The following is a 25476-nucleotide window of genomic DNA, read 5'->3' as shown; positions in this document are numbered from 1 at the left end:
CCGCCCCGCGACTGGGACGGCGCCCTGGCGGTCCTGCGCAGGACCGCCGAGCTCGGGGTGAACTTCATCGACACCGCCGACTCCTACGGCCCCCAGATCAGTGAACAGCTGATCCGCGAGGCGCTCTACCCGTACGCGGACGACCTGGTGATCGGCACCAAGGCCGGATTCGTGCGCACCGGTCCCGCCGAGTGGCACCGGCTGGGACGCCCGGAGTACCTGCGGCAGCAGGTGGAGCTGAGCCTGCGCAACCTGGGGGTGGAGCGCATCGACCTGATGCAGCTGCACCGGATCGACCCCGAGGTGCCGCTGGCCGACCAGCTCGGCGTGCTCACCGACCTCCAGACGGAGGGCAAGGTCCGGCACATCGGACTGAGCGAAGTGAGCGTGGACGAACTGTCGGCGGCCCGCGCGATCGCCCCGATCGCCTCGGTGCAGAACCAGTACGCGCCGTCCTTCCGCCAGTCCGAGGACGTCCTGGAGCAGTGCGAGAAGGACGGGATCGCGTTCCTGCCGTGGGCGCCGGTCGGCCGGGGCGAGATGGCGGCGACCGACTCCCCGCTGGCCGGGATCGCCGCCCAGCACCGGGTGAGCCCGGTACAGCTCGCGCTGTCCTGGCTGCTGCACCGCTCCCCCGTGATGCTGCCGATCCCGGGCACCTCACGGGTGTCCCACCTGGAGGAGAACACGGAGGCGGCCACGGTGCGGCTCTCCGAGGAGGAGGTCGAGCGGATCAGTCAGCTCCTGTCCTGACCCGAACACGGGCGCGGCCCGGCGGAGGAACCCTCCGACGGGCCGCGCCCGCGCGGCCGTCCGTTCACACGGAGGCCGTGCCGTCCCGGATCAACCGGGACGCATGCGGAACACCTGCAGGCGCATGTCGTAGTACTTCTCGGTCTCACCGACCCATTCCATCCCGAGCCTGCGAGCCACGGCGATCGCCCGCTCGTTGTGGGGGCGCGCGACCGCGAACACCTCCTCGATCCCCTGACTGAACGCCCAGCCGATGATGGCCCGGCTCGCCTCGGTCGCGTAGCCCCGGCCCCACACGTCCGGACGCAGCACCCAGGAGAGCTCGAAGTCCTCCTCGAACGGCGGGAGAAGTTTCAGGGACAGCCCTCCCACCAGTTGTCCGTCCTTCTGGTCCACGATCGCCCAGCGCCCGGCGGGTGGGATGAGGTTCGGTCCCGCCTCGATCCACGCGTGGAGCACCGAGCGCATCGCGCTGATGTCGGTCACCGGGTGCCACTCCGGTGTCAGCCAGTGCGCGACCTCCTCGGCCCCGTAGATCTGGAGGGCCGCGTCGGCATCGCCCAGCTCCCACTCCCTGATCAGGAGTCTTTCGGTTGGCAGCTCAAGGCTCATATACCAACGGTAACCCGGAAGAATCCGGCGGGACAGGGGTGCGGACCAAGAGACTGCCCCGCGCCCGGCGAACCTGGTCAGGGAGCGCGATCGGGGCCGCGGAGGAGGTCAAACACCGAAGCCTGCAAGAGCAGGACGCAAAACCTTTCGCTTCAACGACGTTTTCTTGCCATTATGTGACGTGAACTTTCCTCCGTCCCCTGGAGTCCCGCATGCTCTTCACCCACGACCCCCACCACGACGGTTCCCCCGACCACGTGACCCTCGACGGGGACCGGGCGCGCCTCCGGGTCCGGGTGCCCGGCGGCGCCGACTCCGTGTACGCGTACGTGGTGGAGGACGGCGAGGCGGGCCTGGTCGAGGGGGTGCTGGAGAGTTCCGCGAACGGGGTGAGCTGGTTCGTGGTGGAGATCCCCCTCCTGCCCGTGGCGACCCCCTACCGTTTCGCGATCGTGCGCGACCGCCGCTACACCTGGCTCAACCAGGAGGGCGCGCACGACCACGAGGTCACCGACGACGCCGACTTCCGGCTGGTGAACGCGCCGCGCCCGCCCTCCTGGGTCCCGGGGACCACCGTCTACCAGATCTTCCCCGACCGCTTCGCGCGCGACGAGGACTCCTTGGAACCCCTCACCGAGCACCCGGACTGGGCGGTCCCGCGCGCCTGGGACGACGAACCCTCGGGGTTCGGACCGGCCGCGCCCGGCGAGTACTACGGCGGCACCCTGGAGGGGGTCCGTCGCCATCTGGACCACCTGGCCGAGCTCGGAGCCCGGGTGGTCTACCTGACCCCGTTCTTCCCCGCCCGCTCCACCCACCGCTACGACGCCTCCAGCTTCGACCGGGTGGATCCGCTGCTCGGCGGCGAGGAGGCGCTGCTCGCCCTGGTCCGCGAGGCGCACGCGCGCGGCATGAGGGTGATGGGCGACCTCACCACCAACCACACCGGTGACGAGCACGAGTGGTTCCTGACCGCCCGGTCCGACCCGGACTCGGAGGAGGCTGGGTACTACTACTTCGAGGAGCACCCCGACTCCTACGTGAGCTGGCTGGGCGTGCGGTCCCTGCCCAAGCTCGACTACTCCTCGACCGCTCTGCGCGAGCGTGTCTACGGCGCCGACGACTCGGTCCTGGTGGACCGGCTGGGTGGGGAGGAGGGGCTGGACGGCTGGCGGATCGACGTGGCCAACATGACCGGGCGCCTGGGGAGCCAGGACGTCAACCACGAGGTGTCCGGCGAGATCGCCGCGCGGATGCGTGAGGCCGCCCCGCAGGCCTGGCTGCTGGCCGAGCACTTCTACGACGCCGGGCCCGACACCCGCCACGACGGATGGCACGGGGTGATGAACTACGCCGGTTTCACGCGGCCGGTGTGGGCCTGGCTGAACACCGGCCCGGAGGGGGTCCGGTACGCGGCCACGCACACGTCGGCGCCGCTGCCCAGCAGCGGTGCGGTCGAGGCGGTGCGGGCAATGCGCGCCACCAACGCGGGGCTCCCCTGGCGGGTGCGCACCCACAGCGTCAACGCGCTGAGCACCCACGACTCCGCCCGGTTCCGCACCGTGGTGGGCGACCCGCTCCGCCAGGCGGTCGGCGTGGCCGCGCAGGCGGCGCTGCCGGGTGTCCCGTTCGTCTTCGCGGGGGACGAGATCGGGCTTGAGGGGCGCGACGGTGAGAACTCCCGCCGCACGATGCCCTGGCACCGTCCCCAGGACTGGGACCAGAGGGTGCTGGACTCCCACCGCCGTCTGCTCGCCCTGCACCGGGACCTGCCCGCGCTCCAGGAGGGCGGACTCCGCTGGCTCGACGCGGGCGAGCACCACATGACGTTCCTGCGGACGCTGGGCGACCAGGTGGTGCTGGTGCACCTGACCGACGGGCCGCACGGGGAACGGGTCGCGGCCACGGGCGACCTGGACGCCACGGGATGGGAGGTCGTGGAGAGCGACGGCGCGGTGCGGGTGCGGCTGGACGGCGTGGTGGCGTTGTCCGCCGACGGCCCCGGCTACCTGTTCGCGGTCGGCACCCGTTCGGAGGGCTGACTCCTCCAGGCGGGGGGCGACCGCCCCCGCCCGGACCGCCGGGCCGCGGGCCGGTCCTCACCTCAGGAGGGGCTCCACGTCCTGGGTGATGCGGGTGACCACGTCCACGGTCCGACCGGTGAAGTAGAAGTGGTCGCCGGGCAGGGTGTGGTGCGCGAAGCCGCCCTCTACGTGGTCGGACCAGCCCGCGAGGCGTTCGGGGGTCATCCCCTGGTCTCGCGCGCCGCCGAAGACCGAGAGCGGGACCCTCAGGGGCGGGGTCCGCGGGTCGGGGCTCCAGGTGTCCACCAGTTGCAGGTCGGCGCGGACCAGGGGTTCGACGAAGGACCACAGGTCTGGGTCGTCCAGGGCGCGCCGGGGGGTGCCGCCCATGCGGGCGATGGTCTCGCGCAGACGGTCGGCGGAGACCAGGTGGCGCGGCGCGGCGCGTTCGGGTCCGGGAGCGGGGCTCCAGGCGGAGGCTCCGAGCCAGACCGGCGGCGTCCCGGCGGACGTCAGGCGGAGGGTGAGTTCGTAGGCGACGAGCGCGCCCATGCTGTGCCCGAAGAGGCCGAAGGGCCGGTCGAGTTCGGGGCGGATCACCTCGTGCATGCGCTCGGCCAGGGCGTCGGCGTCGCGCAGGGGCGGCTCGTGGGCGCTGCGCACGCGTCCGGGCGCGTCCAGGAGGCAGATCTCCCAGTCCTCGGGGAAGTGCCGGACCCAGCCCCGGTAGCCCAGGTGGGAGCCGCCCGCGTGGTGGAGGACGAAGAGCCGGAACCGGCTGTGGGGGACGGGTCTGAGCCGGTTCAGGGCGCCCTCGTGCACGGCCCTCCCCTCCTTTCTACCGATGGGTAACAACGCGAACCTACCAGTCGGTAATCGGCTTCGGGTAACCCGGTGAACCCGGACCGTTCCATCGCGTGAGCAGGGCCACACACCGACCGGTCGCCACCCCTCGCCCGTGGCGGACCCCCGCGGCTCCACGCCGTGCCCGGAGACCTTCCCGTTCCCCCACGGTGACAAAGGCCCACGCGGGGTACGAAGCTCCCGCGTCCTCGGCCCCCGTCCGACGGCGCCCGTCCCCCGCCCGCCCAATGGGAGGTTCGCATGGAACACGGCCACGTCGTCGACGGGCTCACCGCACCGGTCGAAGTGGTGTACGACCGCTGGGGCGTCCCCCACGTGCGCGCCCACGACGCCGACGACGCGTTCGTCGCCCAGGGCTTCACCGCCGCCCGCGACCGGCTGTTCCAGCTCGACCTCTGGCGGCGCCGCGGCCTCGGCCTGCTCTCCGAGGTCCTGGGCGAGCGGTACCTGGAACGCGACCGCGCGGCCCGGCTCTTCCTCTACCGGGGGGACATGGACACCGAGTGGGCCGCCTACGGCGCGGGCGTGCGCCGGACCGCCGAGCTCTTCACCTCCGGGATCAACGCCTACGTCGCCCTCACCGAGCGCGAGCCCGCGCTGCTCGGGCCGGAGTTCGCGGAGCTCGGGTTCACCCCCGCCCGCTGGGCCTCCGAGGACCTGGCCCGGATCCGGTCCCACGGCCTCCACGCCAACGTCGAGAAGGAGCTGGCGCGCGCCCTCACCCTCCGTGACTTCGGCCCGGGTGTCGAGGACCTGCGCGCGGTCCGCGAGCCCGAAGGTCCCCTGCGCGTACCCGAGGGCCTGGACCTGGATGTCCTCCACCCCGAGGTCCTGGACGTGTACCGGCTGGCCTGCGCGCCCCTGGACCTGTCGGGTGCCGCACCGTGCACCACCCCACCCGAACCGGACGGCAGCAACAACTGGGTGATCGGCGCCGAGCGCACCGCCACGGGCCGCCCGATCCTGGCCAACGACCCGCACCGCGCGGTCGGCGCCCCGGCACTGCGCTACGTCACCCATCTGAGCTGTCCGGAGTTCGACGTGATCGGCGCGGGCGAGCCCGCCCTGCCCGGGGTCTCCATCGGGCACAACGGGCACGTCGCCTTCGGGCTCACCATCTTCCCGATCGACCAGGAGGACCTGTACGTCTACCAACTCCACCCGGACGACCCGGGTCGGTACCGTCACCGCGACGGCTGGCGGGAGCTGGAGACGGTCACCGAACGCGTCCCGGTGCGGGGCGGTCCCGACCGCGAGGTGCGGCTGGACTTCACCGTGCACGGTCCGCTCGTGCGCTCCGACCCCGAGCGGAACGCCGCCTTCGCCGTACGCGCCGCCTGGCTCGGTCCCGGAATGGCTCCCTACCTGGGCAGCGTCCAGTACATGCGGGCCCGGGACAGCCAGGAGTTCCGCGACGCCCTGCGGGTGTGGGGCGCTCCCGGCGAGAACCAGGTGTACGCCGACGCGGAGGGGTTCGGCTGGATCGCGGCGGGCCGCGTCCCCGTACGCCCGAACTGGGACGGTTCACTGCCCGTTCCCGGCGACGGAAGCCACGAGTGGGCGGGTTTCCACGGCCGCATGCCCTCCGCGCACCGGCCCGGGCAGGGGTGGTTCGCCTCCGCCAACGAACACAACACGCACCGGGCGCTCGGCTGGGAGCCGTTCACCGTGACCCGGGACTGGGCGGCCCCCTTGCGGTACGAGCGCATCGCCGAGGAGCTGTCCACACGCTCCGACTGGACCGTCGAGGACGCCTGCCGCCTCCAGGGCGACCACCGGAGCCCGGTCGCGCGCGCCGCCCTGTCCGTGCTGGACGCACTCCCGGACGGCCTCCCGGGGACCGCCCCGGCCCTGGAGCTGCTGCGGGCCGGAGGCTGGGACGGGACCATGGCGGTCGACCTGCCCCAGCCCACCCTGTTCGAGCACTGGTTCGCACACCGTCTGCGTCCCGCGCTGCTGCGTGCGCGTCTGCCGGAGCTGGTCTCCTCCGACCGTGTCGACGCGGCGGTGGCCGCCCTCACCCCCGATCCGGACCGGGCCGCCGACCCGCGTGTTCCGCTGCGCCTGCTGGCGGAGGCGGTCCTCAGCGAACAGGGACGCGCGCTGGTGGCGCGCTCGTTGGGGGCGGCCCACCGGGACCTGTGCGAGCGGCTCGGTCCGCCCGGTCCGGCCTGGCACTGGGGCGAACACCACTTCGCCCGCCTGGACCACCCCCTCGCCGCGCTCCCGGACCCCCCGCCGTGGGCACGGGGACGGCGGATCGCGCGCCCGGGAAGCGCGGACACCGTCGACCTGACGGCGGCGGACGCCTCCGGCCGCCAGTACCACGGCGCGTCCTTCCGGATCGTGGTGGACGTCGGTGCGTGGGACGAGTCCGTCGCGGTCAACGCTCCGGGCCAGTCCGGGGACCCCCGCAGTTCCCACCACGACGACCTCACCGAACCGTGGGCTCGGGGCCGTCACTTCCCCCTGCTCTACTCCCGCGCGGCCGTGGACCGGCACCGTGCCTCGACCCTCCACCTGCTCCCGCCCGCGCGGTGAGCGGCCCCCGGGCCACCGGGGGCACCGCCCGCGCGAGCCGGGTGGAGAGCTCGGCGGTGCGAGCGACGAACTCCTCCGGTGCCTCCAGGGTGAAGTCCAGACCGGCCAGGGCGAGCACGATGACGATCCACTCATAGGAGTCCACGAGTGCCACGTACCGGCAGCGGTCGGGGCCGACCGCCTCCAGCGAACCGTCCACCCGGGTGAGACGGGCGGCCACCTCGGCCGCCGTCGCGTGGAAGAGGACCGTGACGGTGTGCCTCTCCCGGCCCGGACCGAACCCCTCCTCCAGGTGCGCGGCCAGGTCCTCGGCGGGGAGCGCCCTGGGGGTGAACGCGGCGCGGGTCGGGGTGATCTCGGTGATCCGGTCCAGCCGGAAGGAGCGCCAGTCCTCGCGGTCGCGGTCCCAGGCGAACAGGTACCAGCGCCGACGCAGCAGGACCAGACGGTAGGGGTCCACGTGGCGGTGGAGCTCCCGCCCGTCGCGGCCCCGGTGGGTCATCCGGATCCGGTGGCCCGCCGCGACGGCGTCACTCAGCCCGGTGAGCACGTCGACCGACGCCCCGGGCCACACACTCCGGCCGGGTTCCACCGCCGAGGCCAGGGTGCTGGCCCTGTGGGACAGTCGGGAGGGCAGCACCCGTTCGATCTTGCCCAGGGCCCGCTCCGCGCCCTCCTCCGCACCCTGGACGCCGCTGAGCCCGCCCGCGACCATCCGCAGCCCCAGCGCCACAGTGACCACCTCGTCGTCCTCGAACATCAACGGAGGAACGGCGTTGCCCGCCACCAGGCGGTAGTGCCCGCCGGGGCCGCGCAGGCTCTCCACCGGGTAGCCGAGCTCGCGCAGGCGGTCGATGTCGCGCCGCAGGGACCGGGGGCTGGTGCCCAGCGCCTCGGCGAGGGCGGCGGCGGACCAGGCCCGTCCGTTCTGCAGGAGGGAGAGCAGGCGCAGCATGCGCTGACTGGTGTCGGCCATACCCGCATTCTTCCCGATCGCCGAGCAGTTGTGGCCGGTTTCTGACCACAATCCGACTTAGTGTGACGGCCATGAGCACCACGACCACGGGCATCACCGTGACCGGAGCCCGCGAGAACAACCTGCGCGGGGTGGACCTAGCCCTGCCCCGGGAGCGACTCGTCGTCTTCACCGGCGTGTCCGGATCGGGCAAGTCCTCCCTGGTGTACGGCACCATCGCCGCCGAGGCGCAGCGCCAGCTCAACGAGGCCCACGACAGCTTCACCCGCAGCCGGATGGCCCACCTGGGCGTGCCCGACGCCGACCGGTGGGAGAACCTCACCGTCACCGTCGCCGTGGATCAGCGGCGATTCGGTGGCAACGCGCGCTCGACCCTGGGCACCGCCACCGACCTCGCACCGCTCCTGCGCCTGTTGTTCTCCCGGATCGGTCGGCCCTGGACCGGGTACTCGCCCGCCTTCTCCTTCAACGACCCCGGCGGTATGTGCCCGGACTGCCAGGGCCTGGGCACCCTACGCCGGATCGACGCCGACGCCCTGCTGGACGACGACCTCTCCCTGGACCAGGGGGCCATCCGACTCCGGACCTTCGCACCGGGGACCTGGCGGTGGAAGCGCTACGTGCACGCCGGACTGTTCGACAGGGAGAAACCGGTGGGCCGCTACACCGCCCGGGAACGCGACCTGCTGTTGCACGCCGAGGGGGTCAGGCTCACGGACCCGGACCCGGAGTTCCCGGCGAGCGGCGTCTTCGAGGGGGTGGTCCCCCGCATCACCCGCAGCCTGCTGGACGCGACGTCGGTCAACGCGAGGGACAGGGACGAACTGGAACGGGTGGTGTGGCGCGGCCCCTGCCCCGCCTGCGGGGGCGCGCGGCTGAACCCGGCCGCGCTGGCCTGCCGGATCGGTCGGCACAACATCGCGGACCTCTCCGCCCTGCCGGTCGTCCGGCTCGTCCCGGAGATCGCCGCGATCCACGACCCGCGGGTGGCCCCGGTGACCTCCGCGCTCCTGGAGCGCCTGCGCGGGCTGGAGGAGGTGGGCCTGGGCTACCTCAGCCTGGACCGGCACTCGGCCACGCTGTCCGGTGGCGAGGCCCAGCGCGTGCGGCTCGTAAGGCACCTGGGGGGCGCGCTGACCGGCCTGACCTACGTGCTCGACGAACCCAGTGCCGGGCTGCACCCGGCCGACGTGCACCGGCTCACCGCTCTGCTGCGCCGCCTGCGCGACAAGGGCAACACGGTGTTGGTGGTCGAACACGACCCGGACGTGATCGAGGCCGCCGACCACGTGGTGGACCTCGGCCCCGGAGCCGGACACGAGGGCGGCCGCGTCGTCTACGAGGGCCCCGTGGCCGGGCTCCGCCGAGCGCCCACCCCCACCGGCCGCTACCTGCGCCGACCCCGCTCGGTACGGTCCCGCACCCGCACCCCCGACGGTTCGGTGGAGGTTCGCGGCGCCCGCCTGCACAACCTGCGCGGGATCGACGTGTCCGTTCCGACCGGGGTGCTGACGGCCGTGACCGGGGTGGCGGGGTCGGGCAAGAGCTCACTCGCCCATGGGGAACTGCCCCGGGTGCGCCCGGACGCGGTGGTCCTCACCCAGGGCTCCCTGCACGGCGGACCCCGGTCCACCCCCGTGACCTACCTGGGGATCCAGGACACCCTGCGCGCGCTGTTCGCGCGGGCCAACGGGGTGGCGTCCGGCTGGTTCAGCGCCAACTCCACGGGCGCCTGCCCGACCTGTCGGGGACGCGGGGTGATCATCACCGACCTCGCCTTCCTCGACGACGTCAAGACGGAGTGCGAGCGCTGCCGCGGGCTGCGGTTCAACGACCGCGCGCTGTCGTACACCCTGGACGGCCGCACCATCGCGGAGGTGCTGGCGCTGACGGCGGCGCGCGCCCGGGAGGTCCTCGCGGGGCCCGTCGCGGAGTCGCTGGACCGTATGGAACGGGTCGGGCTGGGTTACCTACGGCTGGGGCAGTCCCTGGACACGCTCTCCGGCGGGGAGCGGCAGCGCCTCCGGCTGGCCCGCGAGCTGGCGGAGCCCGCACGGCTGTACGTGCTGGACGAACCCACCACCGGCCTGCACGGCGGTGACGTGGCCGGGCTCGTGAACCTGTTCGACGGCATGGTGGACGCGGGCGCGACGGTGGTGGTCGTCGAGCACCGGATGGACGTGGTGGCCGCCGCCGACCACGTGGTGGACCTCGGCCCCGGAGCCGGACACGAGGGCGGCCGGGTCGTGTTCGAGGGAACGCCCGCGCGGATGGCCGACGCGGGGAGGGGCGCCACCGCCGACGCCCTGCGCGCCCACCTGTCCGGGTGACGCCCGCCCCCCGGGTTCCCACGACCGGTTCGTAAGTCGCGGGAACTCACGGACCCCTCCGAACGACGTCAGTGTCGACCGGAACGGCGACGGCGGAGGAGATCCATGGACCCGGCGAGCACGAGACCCGTGACCGAGGACGGAACACCCCCGCCGAGGACGGGCGTGTGGCAGCAGCTCAGGCCGCTCGTACTGCGGCTGCACTTCTACGCGGGCGTGCTGGTGGCGCCCTTCCTCCTGGTGGCGACGGTCTCCGGGCTGCTGTACGTGTGGACACCCCAGGTCGAGCAGGTGCTGTACGCCGACCAGCTGCGCGTCCCCGCCTCCGAGGGGTCCCTGCCCCTGGCCGAACAGGTGCGGATCGCCCGCGCGGAGGCGCCCGACGCCAGCGTCCACTCGGTGCGCCCGGCCACCACCCCGGAGGACTCCACATGGGTCCTGATGGACCTGGCCGAGAGCGGCAACGGGGCGCGCACGACGGTGTTCGTCGACCCCCACGCGGGCGAGGTCCTGGGGGTGTCCGAGAGCTACGGGACCAGCGGGGCGCTGCCGGTGCGCACCTGGATCGACCTGCTCCACCGGCAACTGCACCTGGGGGAGGTCGGCCGGCTGTACAGCGAGCTCGCCGCGAGCTGGCTCGGCGTGGTCGCCCTGGGCGGCCTGGCCCTGTGGGTGGCCCGGCGTCGGCGCGGCCGCCAGCGGTCGGGCCGGGCACGCTCGGTCTCCCTGCACGCCACGGTGGGGGCGTGGGTCCTTCTGGGGCTGCTGTTCCTGTCCGCCACCGGGTTGACCTGGTCCCAGTACGCGGGGTCGAACATCTCCGACCTGCGTGAACGGATGTCCTGGACCACTCCGGCGGCGTCCACGGAGGTCCCCTCCGCCAGCCCCGGTGTGGACGTCGGCCCGGACGCGGTCCTGGCCAGCGCACGGGAGGCCGGACTCGACGGCCGGGTCACCGTCGACCTGCCCGCCGACCACACCTCTCCCTACGTGGTCACCCAGCTCGAACGCTCCTGGCCGACCCAGGCGGACTCGGTCGCCGTCGCCCAGGACACGGGCGAGGTCGTGGACGTCGTCCGCTTCGAGGACCACCCGCTGATGGCCAAACTCAGCCGCTGGGGCGTGGACGCCCACATGGGCCTGCTGTTCGGGGTACCCAACCAGCTCGTCCTCACGGCGGTCTGCGGCGGGCTGCTCTGGGTGATCGTCCTGGGCTACCGCATGTGGTGGCAGCGCAGGCCCACGCGCGGCGGCGCCTGGGGGCTGGGGCGGCCCTACCAGCGCGGTTCGTTCCTGGCACTGTCCTGGCCCCTGAGGGTGGCGGTCGTTCTGACCTGCGCGGGGGTCGGTCTGGCCCTGCCCGTGCTGGGGGTCTCGCTGCTGGTCTTCCTGGTGGTCGACGTCCTGGTCGGCCGGTTCTCCGAGGGCGCCCGGCGGCTCAGGTCCGGTTCCGGGTGAGTTCGGGGAACCGCTGGAGCACCCGGTCCACCACCTGGGCCGGGCCGAGGTCGGTGTTGTCCACGGCCAGGTCCGCCCACGCGCGCAGCCACTCCCGGTCGGCCCGGTAGAAGGGGTCGATCCTGGACCGCCGGAAGGCCCGGGCGCCCTCGTTGGCCTCGGGGTGGTCCGGGGCGACGTCGTGGGCGGCGACGCGCGCCTCCAGGACGGCACGGTCCGGCCGCAGCAGGACCCGGCGGCTCGCCCCGGCAGGTATCCGGCACCGCTGGCCTCGACGATCCCTGGGTCTCCGTCCGACGGGGGCCGGTCACCCGGCGGATTCCGCGTCCGGTCGTACGGACGGGACGGGGTCGGCGGCGAGGCGGCGCAGCAGCGGACCGTACTCGGGGTGGGCCAGGGCGGACGCGAACTGGGCGACCAGGTAGTCGGCGGGGTTGCCGGTGTCGTACCAGCGCCCCTGGATCACCTGACCGTAGACCGGGTGATCGGCGGCGTGGGCGTTGATGGCGTCGGTCAGGTAGATCTCGCCGGTGCGGTGGGTGAACCAACGCTCGGTCTGGGCGCGCAGCTGGGCGACGACGTCGGGCGTGACCACGTAGCCCCCGATCGCGGCGTAGGCGGAGGGCGCGTCCTCGGGCTTGGGCTTCTCGACCAGTCCGGAGATGCGCAGGAGCCCGTCGGCGAGGTCCTCCGCCACGCGGGGGACCCCGTAGCGGCGGGACTCCTCCCTGTCCATGGGCATGAGGGCCAGCACGGGGTGGCCGGTGCGCTCGAAGGCGCTCACGAGCTGCTGGGCCCGGGGGACCTCCGCGACGAAGACGTCGTCGGGCCACAGGACGAGCGTCGGCTCGTCACGGGCGTCCCGGTAGGCGTTGAGGACCGGGGTGCCGTTGCCGTAGGGACCGTGCTGGTCCAGATAGGTGATGTGCCCCAGGCGAGCCAGTTCGGCGACCTCCTCCACGGCGTCGGCGTACTCCTGCTTTCCGTCGCCACGCAGCCGCGCGACCAGGGTCGGGTCGGGGCGGAAGTGGTCCTGGATGAGGGACTTGCCACCGGAGACGACGATCGTGATGTCGGTGATGCCGGAGGACACGAGTTCGCGGACGGTGTGTTCGATGACCGGCTTGTCACCGACGGGGAGCATCTCCTTGGGCGTGGCCTTGGTGAGCGGCAGCAACCGCGAACCCATACCGGCCGCGGGGATCACGGCGCGTCGGATCGTCCTGGTCATGTGTCTCCCCTGGTCGTGGCAGGTGCGGTGGAGGCCGATCGTATCCGCGCGGACGTCGGCGGGCACGGAGGACAGGGCCGGTGCACCTCGGGCATAGAATGAACATGTGTTCATTCAAAAACAGGAGGGTCGATGCCACGGACTCCGGAACAGCACGAGGCGATGCGCGCCGCGACCCGGGAACGGGTGCGGTCCGCCGCGGTTCGGCTGTTCGCGCGCCAGGGGTTCGCGGCGGTGAACATGCGGCGGATCGCGGAGGAGGCGGGCATCAGTACCGGCTCCATCTACCGCCACTTCACCACCAAGGAGGAGCTGTTCGAGGACCTGGTCACCGAGGCCGCCACCGGCATGGGCGAGGTCGTCGCCCTGTTCCGGGGGCCCGGCGACCCCGTGGAGTCCCTGCGGGCGTTCACGGAGGAGTTCCTGTCCGATCTGGCCGGAACCGGGGACTTCGTCGAGTTCTTCCAGCTCATGCACCAGGCGTTCACCCAGGGCAACTCCCCTGAGGGAGGCGCCCCCGCCGTGGCCGCACTGGTCAGCCGGAACTCGGAGCTCCTCGGCGCGACCGTGGAGCTGGTGGAGCGCGGGCAGTCCCACGGGGCGCTGCGCCCCGGCCCCGCCGACGAGCTGGCGTCCTGCTACTTCGCCCTGCTGGACGGTCTGGTGACGATGCGGTCCGCCCTGGGCGAGCGGTGTGTGCTGCCGAGCACGTCCACGGTGATGGGTCTGCTCCTCAAGGAGGGAAACGATGGTTGACGGAAGCGGGGAAACGATGCGGATCGAGGTCAGACGCGGCGACGAGCTGGGCGAGGAGTACCGGAGGGCGATCGCGGAGGTGTTCGTCGAAGGCTTCGGTGACGACCTGGCGTACTTCGCCAGGGATCCGGCCCGACTCACCGAGGCCGTCGAGCACATGCTGGTGCTGGAGCGCTTCCACGTGGCGCTGATCGACGGCCGACCGGCGGCGCTGGCCAGCCTCACCGAGGGTGACCAGGAGGCGATCGACCACGACGCCCGCACGCTGCGCGGGCACCTGGGCCTGATCAAGGGCACCATCGCGGACCGGGTCTTCCGAACGCACTTCCAGGGTGGCACCGCCACGTCCCGACCGGGCCGCGCCGAGATCGGCTTCGTCGCCAGCGCGCGGCGTTTCCGGGGTCGGGGCGCCGCCAAGGCGGTCCTGAACCACCTCCTCGCCCTGCCCGGGTACGACGAGTACACGCTGGAGGACATCAAGGACAACAACGCGCCCGCCCTCGGGCTCTACGAACACCTCGGCTTCCGTGAGTACAGGCGGAACCCGACCAAGCACGCCCGGTGGAGCGGGTTCGACGCCTACGTGTCCATGAGGCGCACTACAGGACCGTGACGTCCACCCTGCGGCCGTCGGGGTCGGTCAGCAGGTGCTCGCCCCGGGAGAGCGGCGGGTCGGTCTCCGTCACGTCCAGGGCCAGGCTCAGCCTGAGGTCACCGGCCCGGTGAACGTCGGGGGCCGGGTGGATCTCCAGGACCGGCCCCAGGGGAAGCCTGCTGGAGTAGCGCCTCGGCCCGTCCGGGCCGGGCTCCTCACCGAAGGCGAGGCCGAGCGCGTTGTAGAAGTCCCGGCACTCTTCCGCCCGGGAGGTGTACAGGACGATGGCGTCGAGGCAGGCGTGCGTGGCGAAGAGGGGTTCCGGCATGGACGTCCCTACTGATCAGAGGGGGCGAGGAGGGGCGTGGTCAGCCCCGATCCCAGTCTGCGCGGCGGGTGCGTGGGCCACAAGCGCGTGGTTCCCGGCTGTGGACAACTCCCTCAGAGAGTCCAGGGGGCGCAGAACCGGACACCCTGGTGACCCGGCACCCGCGCCTGGCACTCGGGTGACCGGCCCCGGTTCCGGTGACGACGACCCCTCCTCGCGGAGTCGGCGCAGCGCGGCGCCCGTGGCCACGGAACGCCCGCCTCCCGCCCGAAGGCCCGCACCCCGTCCCGGTGATGACGGCCGAGTGGGCCCTCCAGCCGAACCGACGTGTTCACCCCGGAGTACGGCGAGTGGCCAGGACCGCCCCTAGGCCCGTTCCCGTTCCGGCAGCCGGTAGACGGACACGTGCGAGCGGGAGTCACCGGTGAAGGGGGCGCCCTTCCAGTCGGCGTGCCGGGACTCCAGCTCGAAACCGGCCATCTGCGCCATGAGGTCGAGTTCGGACGGCCACACGTACCGCTGCTTCACGCGGATCACGCTGGGCTCGCCGCCCTTCTCGAACCGGATGTGGTGCGAGACCAGGTGCTGGTGTTCGAGGTCGAAGGTGTCCAGCCCCACGTACCCGTCGCGGTGGGCGAACACCAGGCCGTCCTGGCCGGGAGGAAGCCGCCGCAGGCTGGGCACGCCCAGTTCCACCACGAACCGTCCGCCGGGCCCGAGGTGGCGGGCGGCGTTGCGGAAGCACTCGACCTGCTCGGCCTGGGTGAGCAGGTTCGAGATCGTGTTGTAGACCAGGTACACCAGCGAGTGGTCGCCGGGGACCCGCGTGGTGGCCATGTCACCGATCACCACGGGGATGGTCGCCTCGTCGGCTTTGGTGCGCAGCCGCTCGACCATCGCCGGGGAAAGCTCGACTCCGGTGACCGGGACGCCCCGGGCCGCCAGGGGAACCGCGATCCTCCCGGTGCCGATCGCGAACTCCAGGGCCCCGCCGTTCCCCGCGAGCGCGGCCAGCGCCGTCACGGCGGGATCCACCTCCTCGGGCGCGAACATCCCCTCACCGGGGGTGTCGTAGGAACGCGCCATCTCGGCGTCCCACACCGGGGACGGGGCGGACGGTGCGCGGGGCTCCGGTACCGGTTCAGCGTCAGTCATCCGGGCACGGTAGCGCCGGTCCGCGGCCGAGCGCCAGGGGATTTCGGGTCCGGATCCCCAGCACGTCGGGGATCCGCGTCCCGGTCAGCGGCCTCCGGGGCTGGGATCCGGAGGCGGTGACCGCGCATCCGGTCGACCTCGCGGCCCGCCCGGACGCGGAACGGTCCCGCGACCGGCTTCCCACTGCGGAATCTTAGCGTTCTGCCCTCCTTGTGGTCCTATGTCACTACGCATAGCATCAGCGCGGCCCCACCGGGTCACGAAGATCATCAGCACCCTCACCCCAGGGAGACCCCATGCTGAGACGCGTCCTCACACCCCTCCTGGTCGCGCTGAGCGCACTGGCACTCACGCTGGCGGGCACCGTCACGGCGAGCGCCGCCGAGCAGTCCCAGAACCCCACCGTCCTCTACTACGACTCCAGCCAGGCCGCCGAGTTCACCTCCGTCGTCGCCTCGGCCGTCGACGTGTGGAACTCCAGCGTCGACAACGTCCGTCTGGAGCCCGCCTCCGCCGGGCAGCGCGCAGAGATCCGTGTCATCGCCGACGACGGCTGGCCCCGCGCCCACCTCGGGCCGGTGCGTCCCGGCGGTCAGGTCACCGTCTGGATGGGCCGCCAGGGCACCGCCGAGGGCCACGACCCGCTGCGGATCGCCGCGCACGAGCTGGGCCACAGCCTGGGTCTGCCCGACGCCAAGCCCGGCCCCTGCTCCTCCCTGATGTCGGGCTCCACCGGCGGGGTGGGCTGCACCAACGCCCAGCCCAACGCCTCCGAGCAGGCGCGGGTCGAGGCCAACTACGGTGGCGGGCTCGCCGGTCAGCAAGCCGCTGACGGACAGCTCCTGGTCGACCGCCACTAGGAACACGGGAGGGCCGGCGCTGTCGCGCCGGCCCTCCTCCTGTCGCTCGGGCTACTCCACGACCTCGAACTCCAGGGTGTCGGTGAACGTGCGTCCGTGGACGTCGGTGGCGGTCACCTCGGCGGTGTGCCCACCGGTCTCGAGGTCCTCGGGCAGGTCGAACCGCCACAGGTGCATGGTGCGGTCGGCGACACTGCCGCCGTGGACCAGCTGCTGGGCGACGGCGTGGGGGTCGGAGTACTCCGCGCCGACGTTGACGCCCTCACCACGGAGCCGCTGGGTGCGCTCGGCCTTCGTGGCGGGGGCTCCGTCGAGGCTGACCTCCACGGTGGCGCCGGTGGAGCCGAGGAAGAGGTTGGTGGTCAGCCAGGTGCCGCCCGCCAGGTCCTCGGCGCCGACCACCAGTGGCTCCGCGAGCTCGGGAGCGTCACCGACGGGGTCGGAGTTCCACTCGCGGCGCTCGGTGTACCACGCGCGGTAGGTCGGGCTGTTCAGACCGAGCTGGGTCTGCACGTCGTCGGGCTCGCCGGTGACGGTGTAGCGCTCCCGGAACTGGTTGCCCTCGATGTCGAGGGTCACCACGCCTGGGCGCCCGCCGTCACGGCCGAGGGCCGTGGGGTATCCGTCCTCACCGACCTCGCCGGAGTACCAGTCACCCGAGATCGCGCCCACCGTGAGGTGGGGGAAGGGCAGACCCTCGATCCCGAAGAGCTCCCGCCAGCCCTCGACGTCGTCGCCCGTCCGCAGGTTCTCGATGCTGTGGCTGTGTCCGGCCACCGCGACGGCCTCACGGCCTTCGAGGAGTTCGTGGACCCGCGCGACCTGGTCGACCTGGTGGACCGGGGAGCCCTCGTCGGCGTAGTTGAGCAGTCCGATGTGGCCCGCCACGACGACCAGCTTGTCCTCGTCCACGTGGGCCAGGTCCTGTTCGAGCCAGGTGAGCTGGTCGTCGCTGATCCGGCCGTTGTAGGACGCCCGGCCGTCGGGGGCGCAGTGCTCCTCGATGCCCTCGGGGCTGTCGTCGGCCGCCGTGCAGGGGTAGTCGACGGTGTTCAGGGCCACGACGTGCGCGTCACCGACCTCGTACGAGTAGTACGCGGGGGCCAGCGCCGAGCGGAAGGTGTCGAAGGCGTGCTCCGCGCCGGGGGCGTCGAAGTCGAGGTCGTGGTTGCCGGGCAGGAAGCGCGCCGGCCCGTTGGTCTCGGCGACCAGTTCCCTGATGTCGGGGTAGAGCGACAGGTCGTCACCGGCGACGTCACCGACGAAGAGCGTGCCGCAGCCCGCGTAGTCGTCCCGCTCGGACAGGTCCTTGATGGCCCCGGCGCGCGCGTACTCGATCTCCTGCCGGTCATAGGTCTGGAGGTCACCGGCGATGACGCAGCTCTGCTCCTCGGCGGCGGTCAGTTCGCTCTCCACGAGGGGGAAGTTGACCTCGGACGGCAGTGGGCCGGTGGGCTCGATGCCGCCGTAGCGCAGGTCCGGGGAGCCCTCGGGCAGGTGGTTGTAGTGGAACTGCGGGACGTTGTGCTCGTCCAGCGGCACCTGGTAGCCGGACGGCTGCGTGATCGACACGGTCATGTTGTCGAACGCGGGCAGCTCGTACCGGCCCAGGTCGTCGGTGCGGACCACGTCGCGGCCGTTGGTGACCACGACACCTGCGAGGCCGGTCTCGCCCTCGCTGGCGCCGTCGCGGTCGGTGTCGACGAACACCGTTCCGTGGAGCAGCGGGGTGTCGGGAGCGTCGGCGGGGGTGCGGACGACCTCGATCCCGCCTCGGTAGACGGAGTCGTCCCCGTCGTTCGCGGGCGCCGCCACGGCCGGGGCGATCGCCACGGTCAGGGAGGCGGTGAGGGCGACGACCGTCGAGGCGGTCAGCGCGGCGCGGAGGCCGCGGCGGGTGTGTTCGGTGGGGGTGTGTGTCGTGAGCATGCGGTTGCTCTCCGATACGTGAGGGGACCTGTCCGGTCGGGGGACCGGACCAACGCCACTTTCCTCGACACGGCTGAACGCGGGCACAGGCCCCAGCGAACGGACACCCACGGTTCGGTGACGGCTGGTCTCACTCGGTGACCGGGCACCCCCGACGAAAGTCGGTACGGACCCTCCACCAAAGGGCCCACCCGGGGCCGCGTGTCGTCTTCTTAGGCGACACGACGGAGCGTCCCGCAGGTGGATGTCCGGGAGGGTGCGGCGGACCTAGCGTGGAGTACGTAGCCAGGGGGTCCGGTCCCGCACGACGCCAGGGGCCGGACCCCGGAAGAGACTGAGGAGTCCCGCGATGACACTGCTGAACCTGTTCGAGTCGATGACCCCCGAGACCGGGATCGCCCTGGTCCTCATGATCGGCGCCCTGCTGGTGGGTCTGGCGGCGATCGTGCTCATCATCGCCGCCGTGTTCAGCATCCTGTTCTCCCGGCTGGACGTCCCCATGAAGCTCGTCTGGATCATCCTCGTCTTCCTCGCGCCCCTGATCGGCGCGATCCTGTGGTTCCTGATCGGACGGAACCGGGTTCCGGCCCAGCAGTACGGGTACCGCTGACCCTCCGCCGCGCACGGGCCCGAGCCACCGTCCGGGGCTCGGACCCGTCCTCGTGTCGGGGGTCAGGAACGGTGCACGGTGAGGCTCTCCGTGGCGGCTTCGGCGCTGCTCGCGGAGACCGCCCCGGTGCGGGCGAAGTCCGCCCACACCCGCCGCACCGCGCGGCCGCGCCGGTCGAGCTCCGCCCAGCCGGTGCGGCCGACGAGCCTGGTGTTCTCCCAGGCCTTCCGGTTGCCGAGCAGCAGGGGGAGGTCCACGATGTGGGCGGCGCCGTAGGGGCTGCCCTCCGGCCGCCAGGTGACGGTGTAGCGGGTGGCCCTGCCGCCGGACCTGCGGTGGTGACGGGCGAAGCGCTTGGTCGGACCCGTGTAGATGCGGTACGTGGTGGCCCACACCAGGATCCGGCGCAGGACCGGGCCGGCCAGGGGCAGGGCGGCCAGGCGCTGGATCGGCGGAAGGAACTCGGCGAACAGCCCGGTCTCCTCGCTGGTCGCCCCGATCAGCAGGTCGATCCCGGGGGCCGCCGCTTCCCAGGCGCGGAGCCGGAGGGTCTCGGCGGGCAGGGGTGCGTGCCCGTACTGGGTGCCGAACGGCATGGCGCTGGCCAGGCCGTGCCCCTTGGCGGCGGCACTCGCCCGTTCTTCGAGGGCGACCAGGTCGGCGGCGCTGGCCTCCGGGTCGGGCACGCCGACGGCCCGCCCCATGGCCTCGGACATCCGGGACCGTCCGGTGATGATGCCCAGCGGGGCGCTCTGGACCACGGCGCGACGGAACAGACCCTCGGCGCCCTGGCTGATCATGAGGTGGGCGACGGCGTCGCCTCCGGCGGACTGACCGAAGAGGGTGACCAGCTCCGGGTCGCCGCCGAAGGCCGCGATGTTGGCCCGGACCCACCGCAGCGCCTGGATCTGGTCGAGGAGGCCGAGGTTGGCGGGGGCGGTGTCTCCGAGGCGCAGGTAGCCCAGCACCCCCAGCCGGTAGGTGATTGCCACGACGATGACGCGCTGCTCGGTGACGAGCCGGGTGGGGTCGAAGATCTCCATGTCCCCGGCTCCGGTGACATAGGAACCGCCGTGGATCCACACCATGACGGGCAGGCGCTCGTCCTCGGTGACGTCAGCGGGGAAGGTGACCGAGAGCCGCTGGCAGTCCTCGTCGTGGCGGCCCACCGAGACCCCGTCGACCGCCGCCGAGACCACCTTGGAGGTGAGCTGCGGTGAGGCGGGTCCGGGCCGGGTGGCCTGGAAGGGCTCGGTGAACGGCGGCACGGGCCGGGGCGGCGCGAACCGTTCGGCGCGCGCGTAGGGGACGCCGAGCGCGCGGACCACCTCGCCCCGCACCACGCCGACGACGGGTCCGGTCGGGGTCTCGACGCGGCGGAGCTCGTCCCGGGCGACGGAGGTCTGTTCAGTCATGGTTCCCATCCTGGTGCGGGGCACGCCGTCGACACCGCGTTCGGAGGTGCGACACCCGACGCGAGGATAGTCCACACCGACCTCCGGAGTCGGACGCGGCGGGAGCGTCGGCTCAGAACCGGCTCCCGGGGACGGCCACACTGACCCTCCCCCCGAAGGCCTCCCGCGCGTGTCGGCGGCCCTCGTCCCAGTCGGCGGGGCTGGCGAAGTGGGTGAGCACCAGGTGGCGCGCGTCGGCCTCGGCGGCCAGCTCCCCCGCCATCCGGGCCGTGAGGTGGCCGTGTCCGTGCAGGGCCTGCTCATCCGCCTCCAGGTAGGTGGCCTCGCACACGAACAGGTCGGCCTCACGGGCGGCCTCCGCCACCGGGGCGCAGTGGCCGGTGTCGGAGGAGAACGCCACGGTACGGCCGTCCGGTGCCTCGAAGCGCAGCGCGGCCGAGGGCACGCTGTGGTGCGCCGCGAACGAGCGGAACGCCACCCCGTCCACCTTGTGCACGGTCCGGCCGTCCCTCGGCATCGCCGTGATCCCGAAGGACTGCGTGATGGGCTGGTTCATGGTCGGCAGGGTGGGGATGCCGAAAACCGCGTCGAAGGCGGCCACCCGGTGGGCCTCGCCCTCCGGGAGGAACAGCGGGACGCGGGGCAGCACCTCCGGGAAGGTCCACCGGTAGGCCCAGGCCATGAGGTCCAGGCTGTGGTCGGCGTGCATGTGCGTCACGACGATCCCGCGCAGCTGGTCGAGCCCGTACCGGGAACAGTAGGCGAGCAGCGACCCGGGCCCGGCGTCGACCAGGACCAGACCGGTCTCCGTGTGGAGCAGGTAGCAGGAGGCGGGTCCCTCCTTGGTGGGGGCGGTCGCGTTCGATCCGAGGATCTCCAGTTCCAGCATCGTGTTCCTCTCGTGGTGCGGGGTGGCGGTGGTCGTCGGGCGGGGCGGGGCCGGGGTCCGTTCAGGCCCGGGGTGAGAGCAGGGTGGCCCGCCCCGGGGCCACCGCCAGCGACACCGACCGGCCGATCCGGGCGTCCGGTGGCACCCGGACCCCCAGGAGGCGCTCCCCCGCCCGGACGGTGAGGTGCACGCCGTCGCCGGTGAACTCCGAGTGCGTCACCTCCGCGAGCAGCGCCGCCGCGTCCGCGTCGTCCGTGACCGTGAGACTGTCGTGGCGCAGCAGCAGCCGGACGGCCCCGTGCCCGGTGGGTCGCACCGCCAGGTCGCCGACCGGGATCCGCCAGCGTCCGTCCAGGGTCACGGCGTGCCCGTCGGCGACTTCGGCGTCTAGGAGCACCGCGCCGGCGAGGAAGTCCGCGACGAACGCGTCCACCGGGTCGTCCCAGAGCCGTTGGGGCGTGTCGAACTGGACCAGTCTCCCGTCACGCAGCAGGGCGATCCGCGATCCCAGGGACAGGGCCTCGCGTTGGTCGTGGGTGACGATGAGGGTGGCGCACTCGGTGGCGGCCAGCATGGCGGCCAGTTCCCGGCGCAGTCCCCCGCGCAGCTGCGGGTCCAGCGCGGCCAGGGGTTCGTCCAGGAGCAGGGCGTCGGGCTGGATGGCGAGCGCCCGAGCCAGGGCGACCCGCTGGCGCTGCCCTCCGGAGAGCTGGTCGGGGCGGCGTTCGGCGAGGTCGGAGAGGTGCGTCAGCTCCAGCATCTCCCTGACCCGCTCCTCGCGGCGAGGCGTCGCGGTGCCACGGGCGCGCAGCCCGTAGCCGATGTTGGCGGCCACGCTCATGTGCGGGAAGACCGCGTAGTTCTGTGGGACGAGGCCGATGTCGCGCCGGGCCGGGCTGAGGCCGGTGATGTCGCGCCCGGCCAGGCCGACGACCCCCTCCGCGACGGGGACCAGCCCGGCCACGGCCCGCAGCGTCGTGCTCTTGCCGCAGCCCGACGGGCCGATGACGGCGACCGTCTCGGCCGGGGCCACGTCCAGGGAGACGTGCTCCACCGCCGTCGTGGAGCCGTAGCGCACGGTGAGGTCGTCCACGGTCAGCCCGGCCGGGCGTACGGCGGTCGGCGTGGGGTCAGTGGTGGGTACGGCGGCTGGGGTGCTCACGGGGTCCTCCCTGGGGCCCGGCGCCGGGCCAGGACGATGGCGGTCAGTACCGGCGCGACGAAGGCCACGAAGATCATCGACTGCGCCGAGGCGAGTTCGAGGCGCTGGGTGGAGTAGGAGTCGAACAGCGCGAAGGGCGCGGTGGGTGTGGCGGGCGGGTTGACGAAGAAGCTGACGTTGAACTCACCGAAGGACAGGGCGAAGACCATCGTCACGGCCTGGGTGACGGCGACCAGGCAGGCCGGGACGGTGATGGTCCGCAGGACACGGACCGCACCGGCGCCGAGGCTGCGCGCGACGCTCTCGTTGGTGCGCAGCTCGTCGTCGGCCAGCGCGGGCACCAGGGCCGCGAGGGTGAACGGCAGTGTGAAGACCAGGTGGCCCAGGACCAGCAGCAGACCGCTGGGGCGCAGCATCGGGTAGGTGCCGACCAGTGCGACGCTCAGCGCGATGCCGGGCACGGCCAGCGGCACGTTCACCAGATAGCCGGTCAGGCGGGTCAGGACCGAGGGGTGGCGGGCCACCCACCAGGCCAGGGGGCCGCCGACGGCCAGGTTCAGCACCACCACCAGGGCCGCCACGGCCAGGCTGCGGCCGATGACCGGAGCCAGCGGCGGCCAGGCGTGGGCGAACCAGTCCAGGGTGAGGCCGCCTCCCCAGGGCCCCTGGGAGAAGTCGACGCTGGTGGCGGCGACGAGGGTGGCCAGGAGCGGGATGACCACGAACGCGCAGGTCAGGCGAGTGATGAGTCGGGTCACGAGGCCACCGCCCTGCGGACGGCACGGGCCAGGACACGCCCCAGGACCAGAGCCAGCACGGCCGTCGCGGCGAGGATCACCGCGAGGGTGGACGAGGCGGCGAGCCGGTACCCGGTGGTGAGTTCGTTGGCGACGTTGAGCGGCAGGAGCCGCACCCCCTCGGACAGGGTGGCGACCGTGCCGTACCCGCCCAGGGCGACCGCGATCGCGGTGCCGCTGGTCTCGATCGCGGCGGGCAGCAGCAGGGGCAGGGTGACGGTGAGGAACACGCGCGGGCGGGAGGCGCCCAGCGTGCGGGCGCTCTCGGTCAGCGAGGGGTCCAGGGTGGCGGCGGCGCCGCGCAGCGGGCCCAGCACGCGGGGCAGCGAGAAGTAGAGGTAGGCGATGAGGAGCCCCGAGAAGGTGTAGGCCAGCCCGGAGAAGCCGTCCCACGCCAGGCCGAGCAGCCCGGTGCGTCCGGTGAGGACGATCGCGAAGAACCCGATGATGATGCCGGGCAGCGCGATGGGCAGGGTGAGCAGGGCGTCGGTGGCGGCGCCGCCCCGGCGGCCCGCGCGGTCGTCGTCCGCCTGGCGCAGCACCACGGGCACCGCGACGCAGAGCGTGATCAGGACCGAGCCCACGGCGATGTACAGGGAGTTCAGGAGCGCCTCGCGGACGGTCACCGAGCCGAGGGCCCGAGCGTAGTGCTCCAGTGTGGGGCCGCCGTCAGCCGGGGGCTGGCCCAGGCCGAGCGAGTTGGCGACCATGACCAGGACGGGGTAGGCGCTGAACAGTCCGATGACGACCAGGGCGGGGAGGGCGGCGAGCCAGGCGGGGGCGTGCGGCGCGCCCCTGCGGGTGGCGGGTCCGACGCCCGCACCGGTGACGACGGCCGCGCGACCTCCGGCGGCGGTACGGGAGGGCATTAGAAGCCGACCTCGTCCTGGTAGAGCTCGATGAACTCCTGCTGCCGCTGGCCCTGCTCGACGTAGTCGACGGTGGTGGCCCGCTCGTACTCCTCGGGCGGGAGCACCTTGTCGGCCAGCTCGTCGGGCATCTCTCCGATCACCGGGCGCATGTACCCGGCGGCGAACAGGCCCTGGCCCCGCTCGGAGAAGTAGAAGTCGAGGAGTGCGCGGCCGTTGTCCTCGTTGGGGGCGCCCTCGACCAGACCGACGATGTAGGGGATCTGGAGCGAGCCCTCCTCGGGGATGACGACGGACACGTTGGCGCCCTCGTCGCGGAGCTTGTAACCGTTGAAGTCGGTGTCGACGAGGATGGGGATCTCGCCCTGGGCGACCTTGGCGGTGGCGGTCTGGGCGGAGGTGGAGGCCCCGTTGTCCTTGAGGCCGTTGAGGTAGTCCAGGCCCGGACCCCAGTCGTCGAAGTCGCCGCCCAGGGCGACGTTGACGGCGGTGGCGGCGGAGTAGCCGACGGCGGCCTGGGTGGGGTCGAGGTAGCCGACCTTCCCCTCGTACGCGGGGTCCAGCAGGTCGTCCCAGCCGCGCGGGACGGGGGCGCCGTCGAGGTGGTCCTCGTTGACGATGAACGCGATGGTTCCGGTGTGCACGCTGGTCCAGGCGCCGTCGGGGTCACGGAGCTCGTCGGGGACCTGGTCGGCGCCCTCGGGCACGTACTCCTGGAGGACCCCCGCCTCCACCAGCTGTTCACCGAAGGCGATACCGGTGTAGGCGACGTCCGCGACCGGGGAGCCCTTCTCCGCCTGGAGCGCGGCCAGGGCCTGCCCCGAGTTCTTGGGGTCGTTCGGGGCGGTCACTCCCGTCTCCTCGGTGAAGGCGCGCAGGACCTCGCCGTAGTTCCCCCACTCGGAGGGCGAGTTGTAGGTGATGACGACCCCGCCGTCACCCGAGGCCGACCCCGGCGGGGCGTCGACGTTCCCGCACGAGGCCAGGGCCAGCACGGAGAGGGTCACGGCGGCGCCGGTGAGCGCCGTGCGTCGGTGGGACATGAGGGCTCCGAAGGGTGGTCGGGCGGCCCGGGCGGCGGGCCGGGGAGTGGGTCGGGGGGCGCTTCGTGATGAAACGATTCACCACAGGGGTGACCTGCGCGGTCGTGACGGGTGTCCGGAGGGTCAACGGCCCGGGAACCCTCGGCCAATCCCGACGCCCCGCCGCGGGCGACCCGCCCGCCGACCATCCGACGCGGGCCCTGGTACGAGCCGTGTTCGCCCGGTGGACACCGCTCCCGCCCGCCCCGCTCACTCGTGGAGCGTCCGCCGACGTCCGGC

Annotated in this window: 22 protein-coding genes; 9 read left to right on the top strand and 13 right to left on the bottom strand. The window is 72.7% G+C overall.

Annotated features, from left to right (window positions below; genetic code table 11):
* Window positions 1-753 (top strand): aldo/keto reductase (locus ACRWK8_RS22330; RefSeq protein WP_431872659.1); only part of this gene is annotated, 753 nt, incomplete at its 5' end.
* Between the two features lie 90 nt (window positions 754-843).
* Here ACRWK8_RS22330 and ACRWK8_RS22325 read toward each other — a convergent pair.
* Entirely contained in the window at window positions 844-1365 is a 522-nt protein-coding gene (locus tag ACRWK8_RS22325; protein ID WP_378736560.1) for a GNAT family N-acetyltransferase, read from the bottom strand.
* Window positions 1366-1577: 212 nt separating this feature from the next.
* On the opposite strand from ACRWK8_RS22325, the gene ACRWK8_RS22320 reads away from it, so the two are divergent.
* The gene (locus ACRWK8_RS22320; protein ID WP_431872656.1) at window positions 1578-3407 is read left to right on the top strand and encodes a glycoside hydrolase family 13 protein; all 1830 of its coding nucleotides are present in this window, start codon (window positions 1578-1580) and stop codon (window positions 3405-3407) included.
* Window positions 3408-3464: 57 nt separating this feature from the next.
* On the opposite strand, the gene ACRWK8_RS22315 is transcribed toward ACRWK8_RS22320, so the two are convergent.
* Window positions 3465-4211, bottom strand: coding sequence for a thioesterase II family protein (locus ACRWK8_RS22315; RefSeq protein ID WP_431872654.1), 747 nt, complete (start codon window positions 4209-4211; stop codon window positions 3465-3467).
* Between the two features lie 282 nt (window positions 4212-4493).
* Here ACRWK8_RS22315 and ACRWK8_RS22310 point away from each other — a divergent pair, with 282 nt between their 5' ends.
* Window positions 4494-6794 (top strand): penicillin acylase family protein, encoded by a 2301-nt coding sequence (locus ACRWK8_RS22310; protein WP_431872652.1) that lies wholly within the window; start codon window positions 4494-4496, stop codon window positions 6792-6794.
* Here ACRWK8_RS22310 and ACRWK8_RS22305 read toward each other — a convergent pair.
* Window positions 6688-7770: a helix-turn-helix transcriptional regulator gene (locus ACRWK8_RS22305; protein ID WP_431872650.1), complete on the bottom strand. Its 1083-nt coding sequence runs from the start codon at window positions 7768-7770 to the stop codon at window positions 6688-6690. The genes ACRWK8_RS22310 and ACRWK8_RS22305 overlap by 107 nt on opposite strands.
* Window positions 7771-7841: 71 nt before the next feature.
* Here ACRWK8_RS22305 and ACRWK8_RS22300 point away from each other — a divergent pair, with 71 nt between their 5' ends.
* Both ACRWK8_RS22300 and ACRWK8_RS22295 read left to right on the top strand, forming a co-directional pair.
* Window positions 7842-10100 carry an ATP-binding cassette domain-containing protein gene (locus ACRWK8_RS22300; protein ID WP_431872648.1) on the top strand — a complete coding sequence of 753 codons (2259 nt, stop codon included), beginning with the start codon at window positions 7842-7844 and terminating at the stop codon, window positions 10098-10100.
* Between the two features lie 105 nt (window positions 10101-10205).
* Window positions 10206-11558 carry a PepSY-associated TM helix domain-containing protein gene (locus tag ACRWK8_RS22295; protein WP_431872646.1) on the top strand — a complete coding sequence of 451 codons (1353 nt, stop codon included), beginning with the start codon at window positions 10206-10208 and terminating at the stop codon, window positions 11556-11558.
* Between the two features lie 307 nt (window positions 11559-11865).
* Here ACRWK8_RS22295 and ACRWK8_RS22290 read toward each other — a convergent pair whose 3' ends face one another.
* Complete coding sequence (locus ACRWK8_RS22290; RefSeq protein ID WP_378736577.1) at window positions 11866-12789, bottom strand: UTP--glucose-1-phosphate uridylyltransferase; 924 nt, start codon at window positions 12787-12789, stop codon at window positions 11866-11868.
* Window positions 12790-12921: 132 nt separating this feature from the next.
* Between ACRWK8_RS22290 and ACRWK8_RS22285 the strand changes: the two genes are divergently transcribed.
* Both ACRWK8_RS22285 and ACRWK8_RS22280 read left to right on the top strand, forming a co-directional pair.
* Window positions 12922-13545, top strand: a complete 624-nt coding sequence (locus ACRWK8_RS22285; RefSeq protein ID WP_431872643.1) for a TetR/AcrR family transcriptional regulator — start codon at window positions 12922-12924, stop codon at window positions 13543-13545.
* On the top strand, window positions 13538-14158 hold the full coding sequence (locus ACRWK8_RS22280) for a GNAT family N-acetyltransferase (protein WP_431872641.1): 621 nt from the start codon (window positions 13538-13540) through the stop codon (window positions 14156-14158). Before ACRWK8_RS22285 ends, ACRWK8_RS22280 begins: the two co-directional genes overlap by 8 nt.
* Here ACRWK8_RS22280 and ACRWK8_RS22275 read toward each other — a convergent pair.
* Together ACRWK8_RS22275 and ACRWK8_RS22270 are read right to left on the bottom strand one after the other, a co-directional pair.
* Window positions 14145-14468: a hypothetical protein gene (locus ACRWK8_RS22275; RefSeq protein ID WP_431872639.1), complete on the bottom strand. Its 324-nt coding sequence runs from the start codon at window positions 14466-14468 to the stop codon at window positions 14145-14147. The two genes, ACRWK8_RS22280 and ACRWK8_RS22275, sit on opposite strands and share 14 nt — an antisense overlap.
* Window positions 14469-14834: 366 nt before the next feature.
* Entirely contained in the window at window positions 14835-15554 is a 720-nt protein-coding gene (locus tag ACRWK8_RS22270) for a class I SAM-dependent DNA methyltransferase (RefSeq protein WP_431872661.1), read from the bottom strand.
* Window positions 15555-15919: 365 nt separating this feature from the next.
* On the opposite strand from ACRWK8_RS22270, the gene ACRWK8_RS22265 reads away from it, so the two are divergent.
* A complete protein-coding gene (locus ACRWK8_RS22265; RefSeq protein ID WP_431872638.1) occupies window positions 15920-16483 on the top strand; it encodes a snapalysin family zinc-dependent metalloprotease in 564 nt (187 codons plus the stop codon).
* A gap of 51 nt (window positions 16484-16534) precedes the next feature.
* Here ACRWK8_RS22265 and ACRWK8_RS22260 read toward each other — a convergent pair whose 3' ends face one another.
* On the bottom strand, window positions 16535-18412 hold the full coding sequence (locus tag ACRWK8_RS22260; RefSeq protein WP_378736587.1) for a calcineurin-like phosphoesterase C-terminal domain-containing protein: 1878 nt from the start codon (window positions 18410-18412) through the stop codon (window positions 16535-16537).
* A 349-nt stretch (window positions 18413-18761) separates the two neighbouring features.
* Here ACRWK8_RS22260 and ACRWK8_RS22255 point away from each other — a divergent pair, with 349 nt between their 5' ends.
* Window positions 18762-19022, top strand: coding sequence for a PLDc N-terminal domain-containing protein (locus ACRWK8_RS22255; protein WP_378736589.1), 261 nt, complete (start codon window positions 18762-18764; stop codon window positions 19020-19022).
* Window positions 19023-19084: 62 nt separating this feature from the next.
* Here ACRWK8_RS22255 and ACRWK8_RS22250 read toward each other — a convergent pair whose 3' ends face one another.
* The 6 genes from ACRWK8_RS22250 to ACRWK8_RS22225 all read right to left on the bottom strand — a co-directional run bounded on the left by ACRWK8_RS22250 (window position 19085) and on the right by ACRWK8_RS22225 (window position 25197).
* Complete coding sequence (locus tag ACRWK8_RS22250) at window positions 19085-20437, bottom strand: carboxylesterase family protein (protein WP_431872635.1); 1353 nt, start codon at window positions 20435-20437, stop codon at window positions 19085-19087.
* A gap of 112 nt (window positions 20438-20549) precedes the next feature.
* Window positions 20550-21326, bottom strand: a complete 777-nt coding sequence (locus tag ACRWK8_RS22245) for an MBL fold metallo-hydrolase (RefSeq protein WP_431872633.1) — start codon at window positions 21324-21326, stop codon at window positions 20550-20552.
* A gap of 61 nt (window positions 21327-21387) precedes the next feature.
* Entirely contained in the window at window positions 21388-22488 is a 1101-nt protein-coding gene (locus ACRWK8_RS22240; protein ID WP_431872631.1) for an ABC transporter ATP-binding protein, read from the bottom strand.
* Window positions 22485-23246 carry an ABC transporter permease gene (locus ACRWK8_RS22235; protein ID WP_378736597.1) on the bottom strand — a complete coding sequence of 254 codons (762 nt, stop codon included), beginning with the start codon at window positions 23244-23246 and terminating at the stop codon, window positions 22485-22487. Before ACRWK8_RS22235 ends, ACRWK8_RS22240 begins: the two co-directional genes overlap by 4 nt.
* Entirely contained in the window at window positions 23243-24154 is a 912-nt protein-coding gene (locus ACRWK8_RS22230) for an ABC transporter permease subunit (RefSeq protein ID WP_431872629.1), read from the bottom strand. The genes ACRWK8_RS22235 and ACRWK8_RS22230 overlap by 4 nt, the downstream gene beginning before the upstream one ends.
* A complete protein-coding gene (locus ACRWK8_RS22225; RefSeq protein ID WP_378736599.1) occupies window positions 24154-25197 on the bottom strand; it encodes an extracellular solute-binding protein in 1044 nt (347 codons plus the stop codon). Before ACRWK8_RS22225 ends, ACRWK8_RS22230 begins: the two co-directional genes overlap by 1 nt.
* Window positions 25198-25476: the final 279 nt, after the last annotated feature.

The sequence above is a fragment of the Nocardiopsis eucommiae genome (genome assembly GCF_965344335.1).
Lineage (GTDB): Bacteria > Actinomycetota > Actinomycetes > Streptosporangiales > Streptosporangiaceae > Nocardiopsis > Nocardiopsis eucommiae.
The sequence above is the reverse complement of the archived record's forward strand: the minus strand, read 5'-3'. Positions and strand labels throughout refer to the sequence as shown.

What these genes read in the sequence shown, in the direction of transcription:
- ACRWK8_RS22325 (WP_378736560.1), bottom strand. Translation starts at nt 1,365, where the DNA reads ATGAGCCTTGAGCTGCCAACCGAAAGACTCCTGATCAGGGAGTGGGAG.
- ACRWK8_RS22320 (WP_431872656.1), top strand. Translation starts at nt 1,578, where the DNA reads ATGCTCTTCACCCACGACCCCCACCACGACGGTTCCCCCGACCACGTG.
- ACRWK8_RS22310 (WP_431872652.1), top strand. Translation starts at nt 4,494, where the DNA reads ATGGAACACGGCCACGTCGTCGACGGGCTCACCGCACCGGTCGAAGTG.
- ACRWK8_RS22305 (WP_431872650.1), bottom strand. Translation starts at nt 7,770, where the DNA reads ATGGCCGACACCAGTCAGCGCATGCTGCGCCTGCTCTCCCTCCTGCAG.
- ACRWK8_RS22300 (WP_431872648.1), top strand. Translation starts at nt 7,842, where the DNA reads ATGAGCACCACGACCACGGGCATCACCGTGACCGGAGCCCGCGAGAAC.
- ACRWK8_RS22295 (WP_431872646.1), top strand. Translation starts at nt 10,206, where the DNA reads ATGGACCCGGCGAGCACGAGACCCGTGACCGAGGACGGAACACCCCCG.
- ACRWK8_RS22290 (WP_378736577.1), bottom strand. Translation starts at nt 12,789, where the DNA reads ATGACCAGGACGATCCGACGCGCCGTGATCCCCGCGGCCGGTATGGGT.
- ACRWK8_RS22285 (WP_431872643.1), top strand. Translation starts at nt 12,922, where the DNA reads ATGCCACGGACTCCGGAACAGCACGAGGCGATGCGCGCCGCGACCCGG.
- ACRWK8_RS22280 (WP_431872641.1), top strand. Translation starts at nt 13,538, where the DNA reads ATGGTTGACGGAAGCGGGGAAACGATGCGGATCGAGGTCAGACGCGGC.
- ACRWK8_RS22275 (WP_431872639.1), bottom strand. Translation starts at nt 14,468, where the DNA reads ATGCCGGAACCCCTCTTCGCCACGCACGCCTGCCTCGACGCCATCGTC.
- ACRWK8_RS22270 (WP_431872661.1), bottom strand. Translation starts at nt 15,554, where the DNA reads ATGGCGCGTTCCTACGACACCCCCGGTGAGGGGATGTTCGCGCCCGAG.
- ACRWK8_RS22265 (WP_431872638.1), top strand. Translation starts at nt 15,920, where the DNA reads ATGCTGAGACGCGTCCTCACACCCCTCCTGGTCGCGCTGAGCGCACTG.
- ACRWK8_RS22260 (WP_378736587.1), bottom strand. Translation starts at nt 18,412, where the DNA reads ATGCTCACGACACACACCCCCACCGAACACACCCGCCGCGGCCTCCGC.
- ACRWK8_RS22255 (WP_378736589.1), top strand. Translation starts at nt 18,762, where the DNA reads ATGACACTGCTGAACCTGTTCGAGTCGATGACCCCCGAGACCGGGATC.
- ACRWK8_RS22250 (WP_431872635.1), bottom strand. Translation starts at nt 20,437, where the DNA reads ATGACTGAACAGACCTCCGTCGCCCGGGACGAGCTCCGCCGCGTCGAG.
- ACRWK8_RS22245 (WP_431872633.1), bottom strand. Translation starts at nt 21,326, where the DNA reads ATGCTGGAACTGGAGATCCTCGGATCGAACGCGACCGCCCCCACCAAG.
- ACRWK8_RS22230 (WP_431872629.1), bottom strand. Translation starts at nt 24,154, where the DNA reads ATGCCCTCCCGTACCGCCGCCGGAGGTCGCGCGGCCGTCGTCACCGGT.
- ACRWK8_RS22225 (WP_378736599.1), bottom strand. Translation starts at nt 25,197, where the DNA reads ATGTCCCACCGACGCACGGCGCTCACCGGCGCCGCCGTGACCCTCTCC.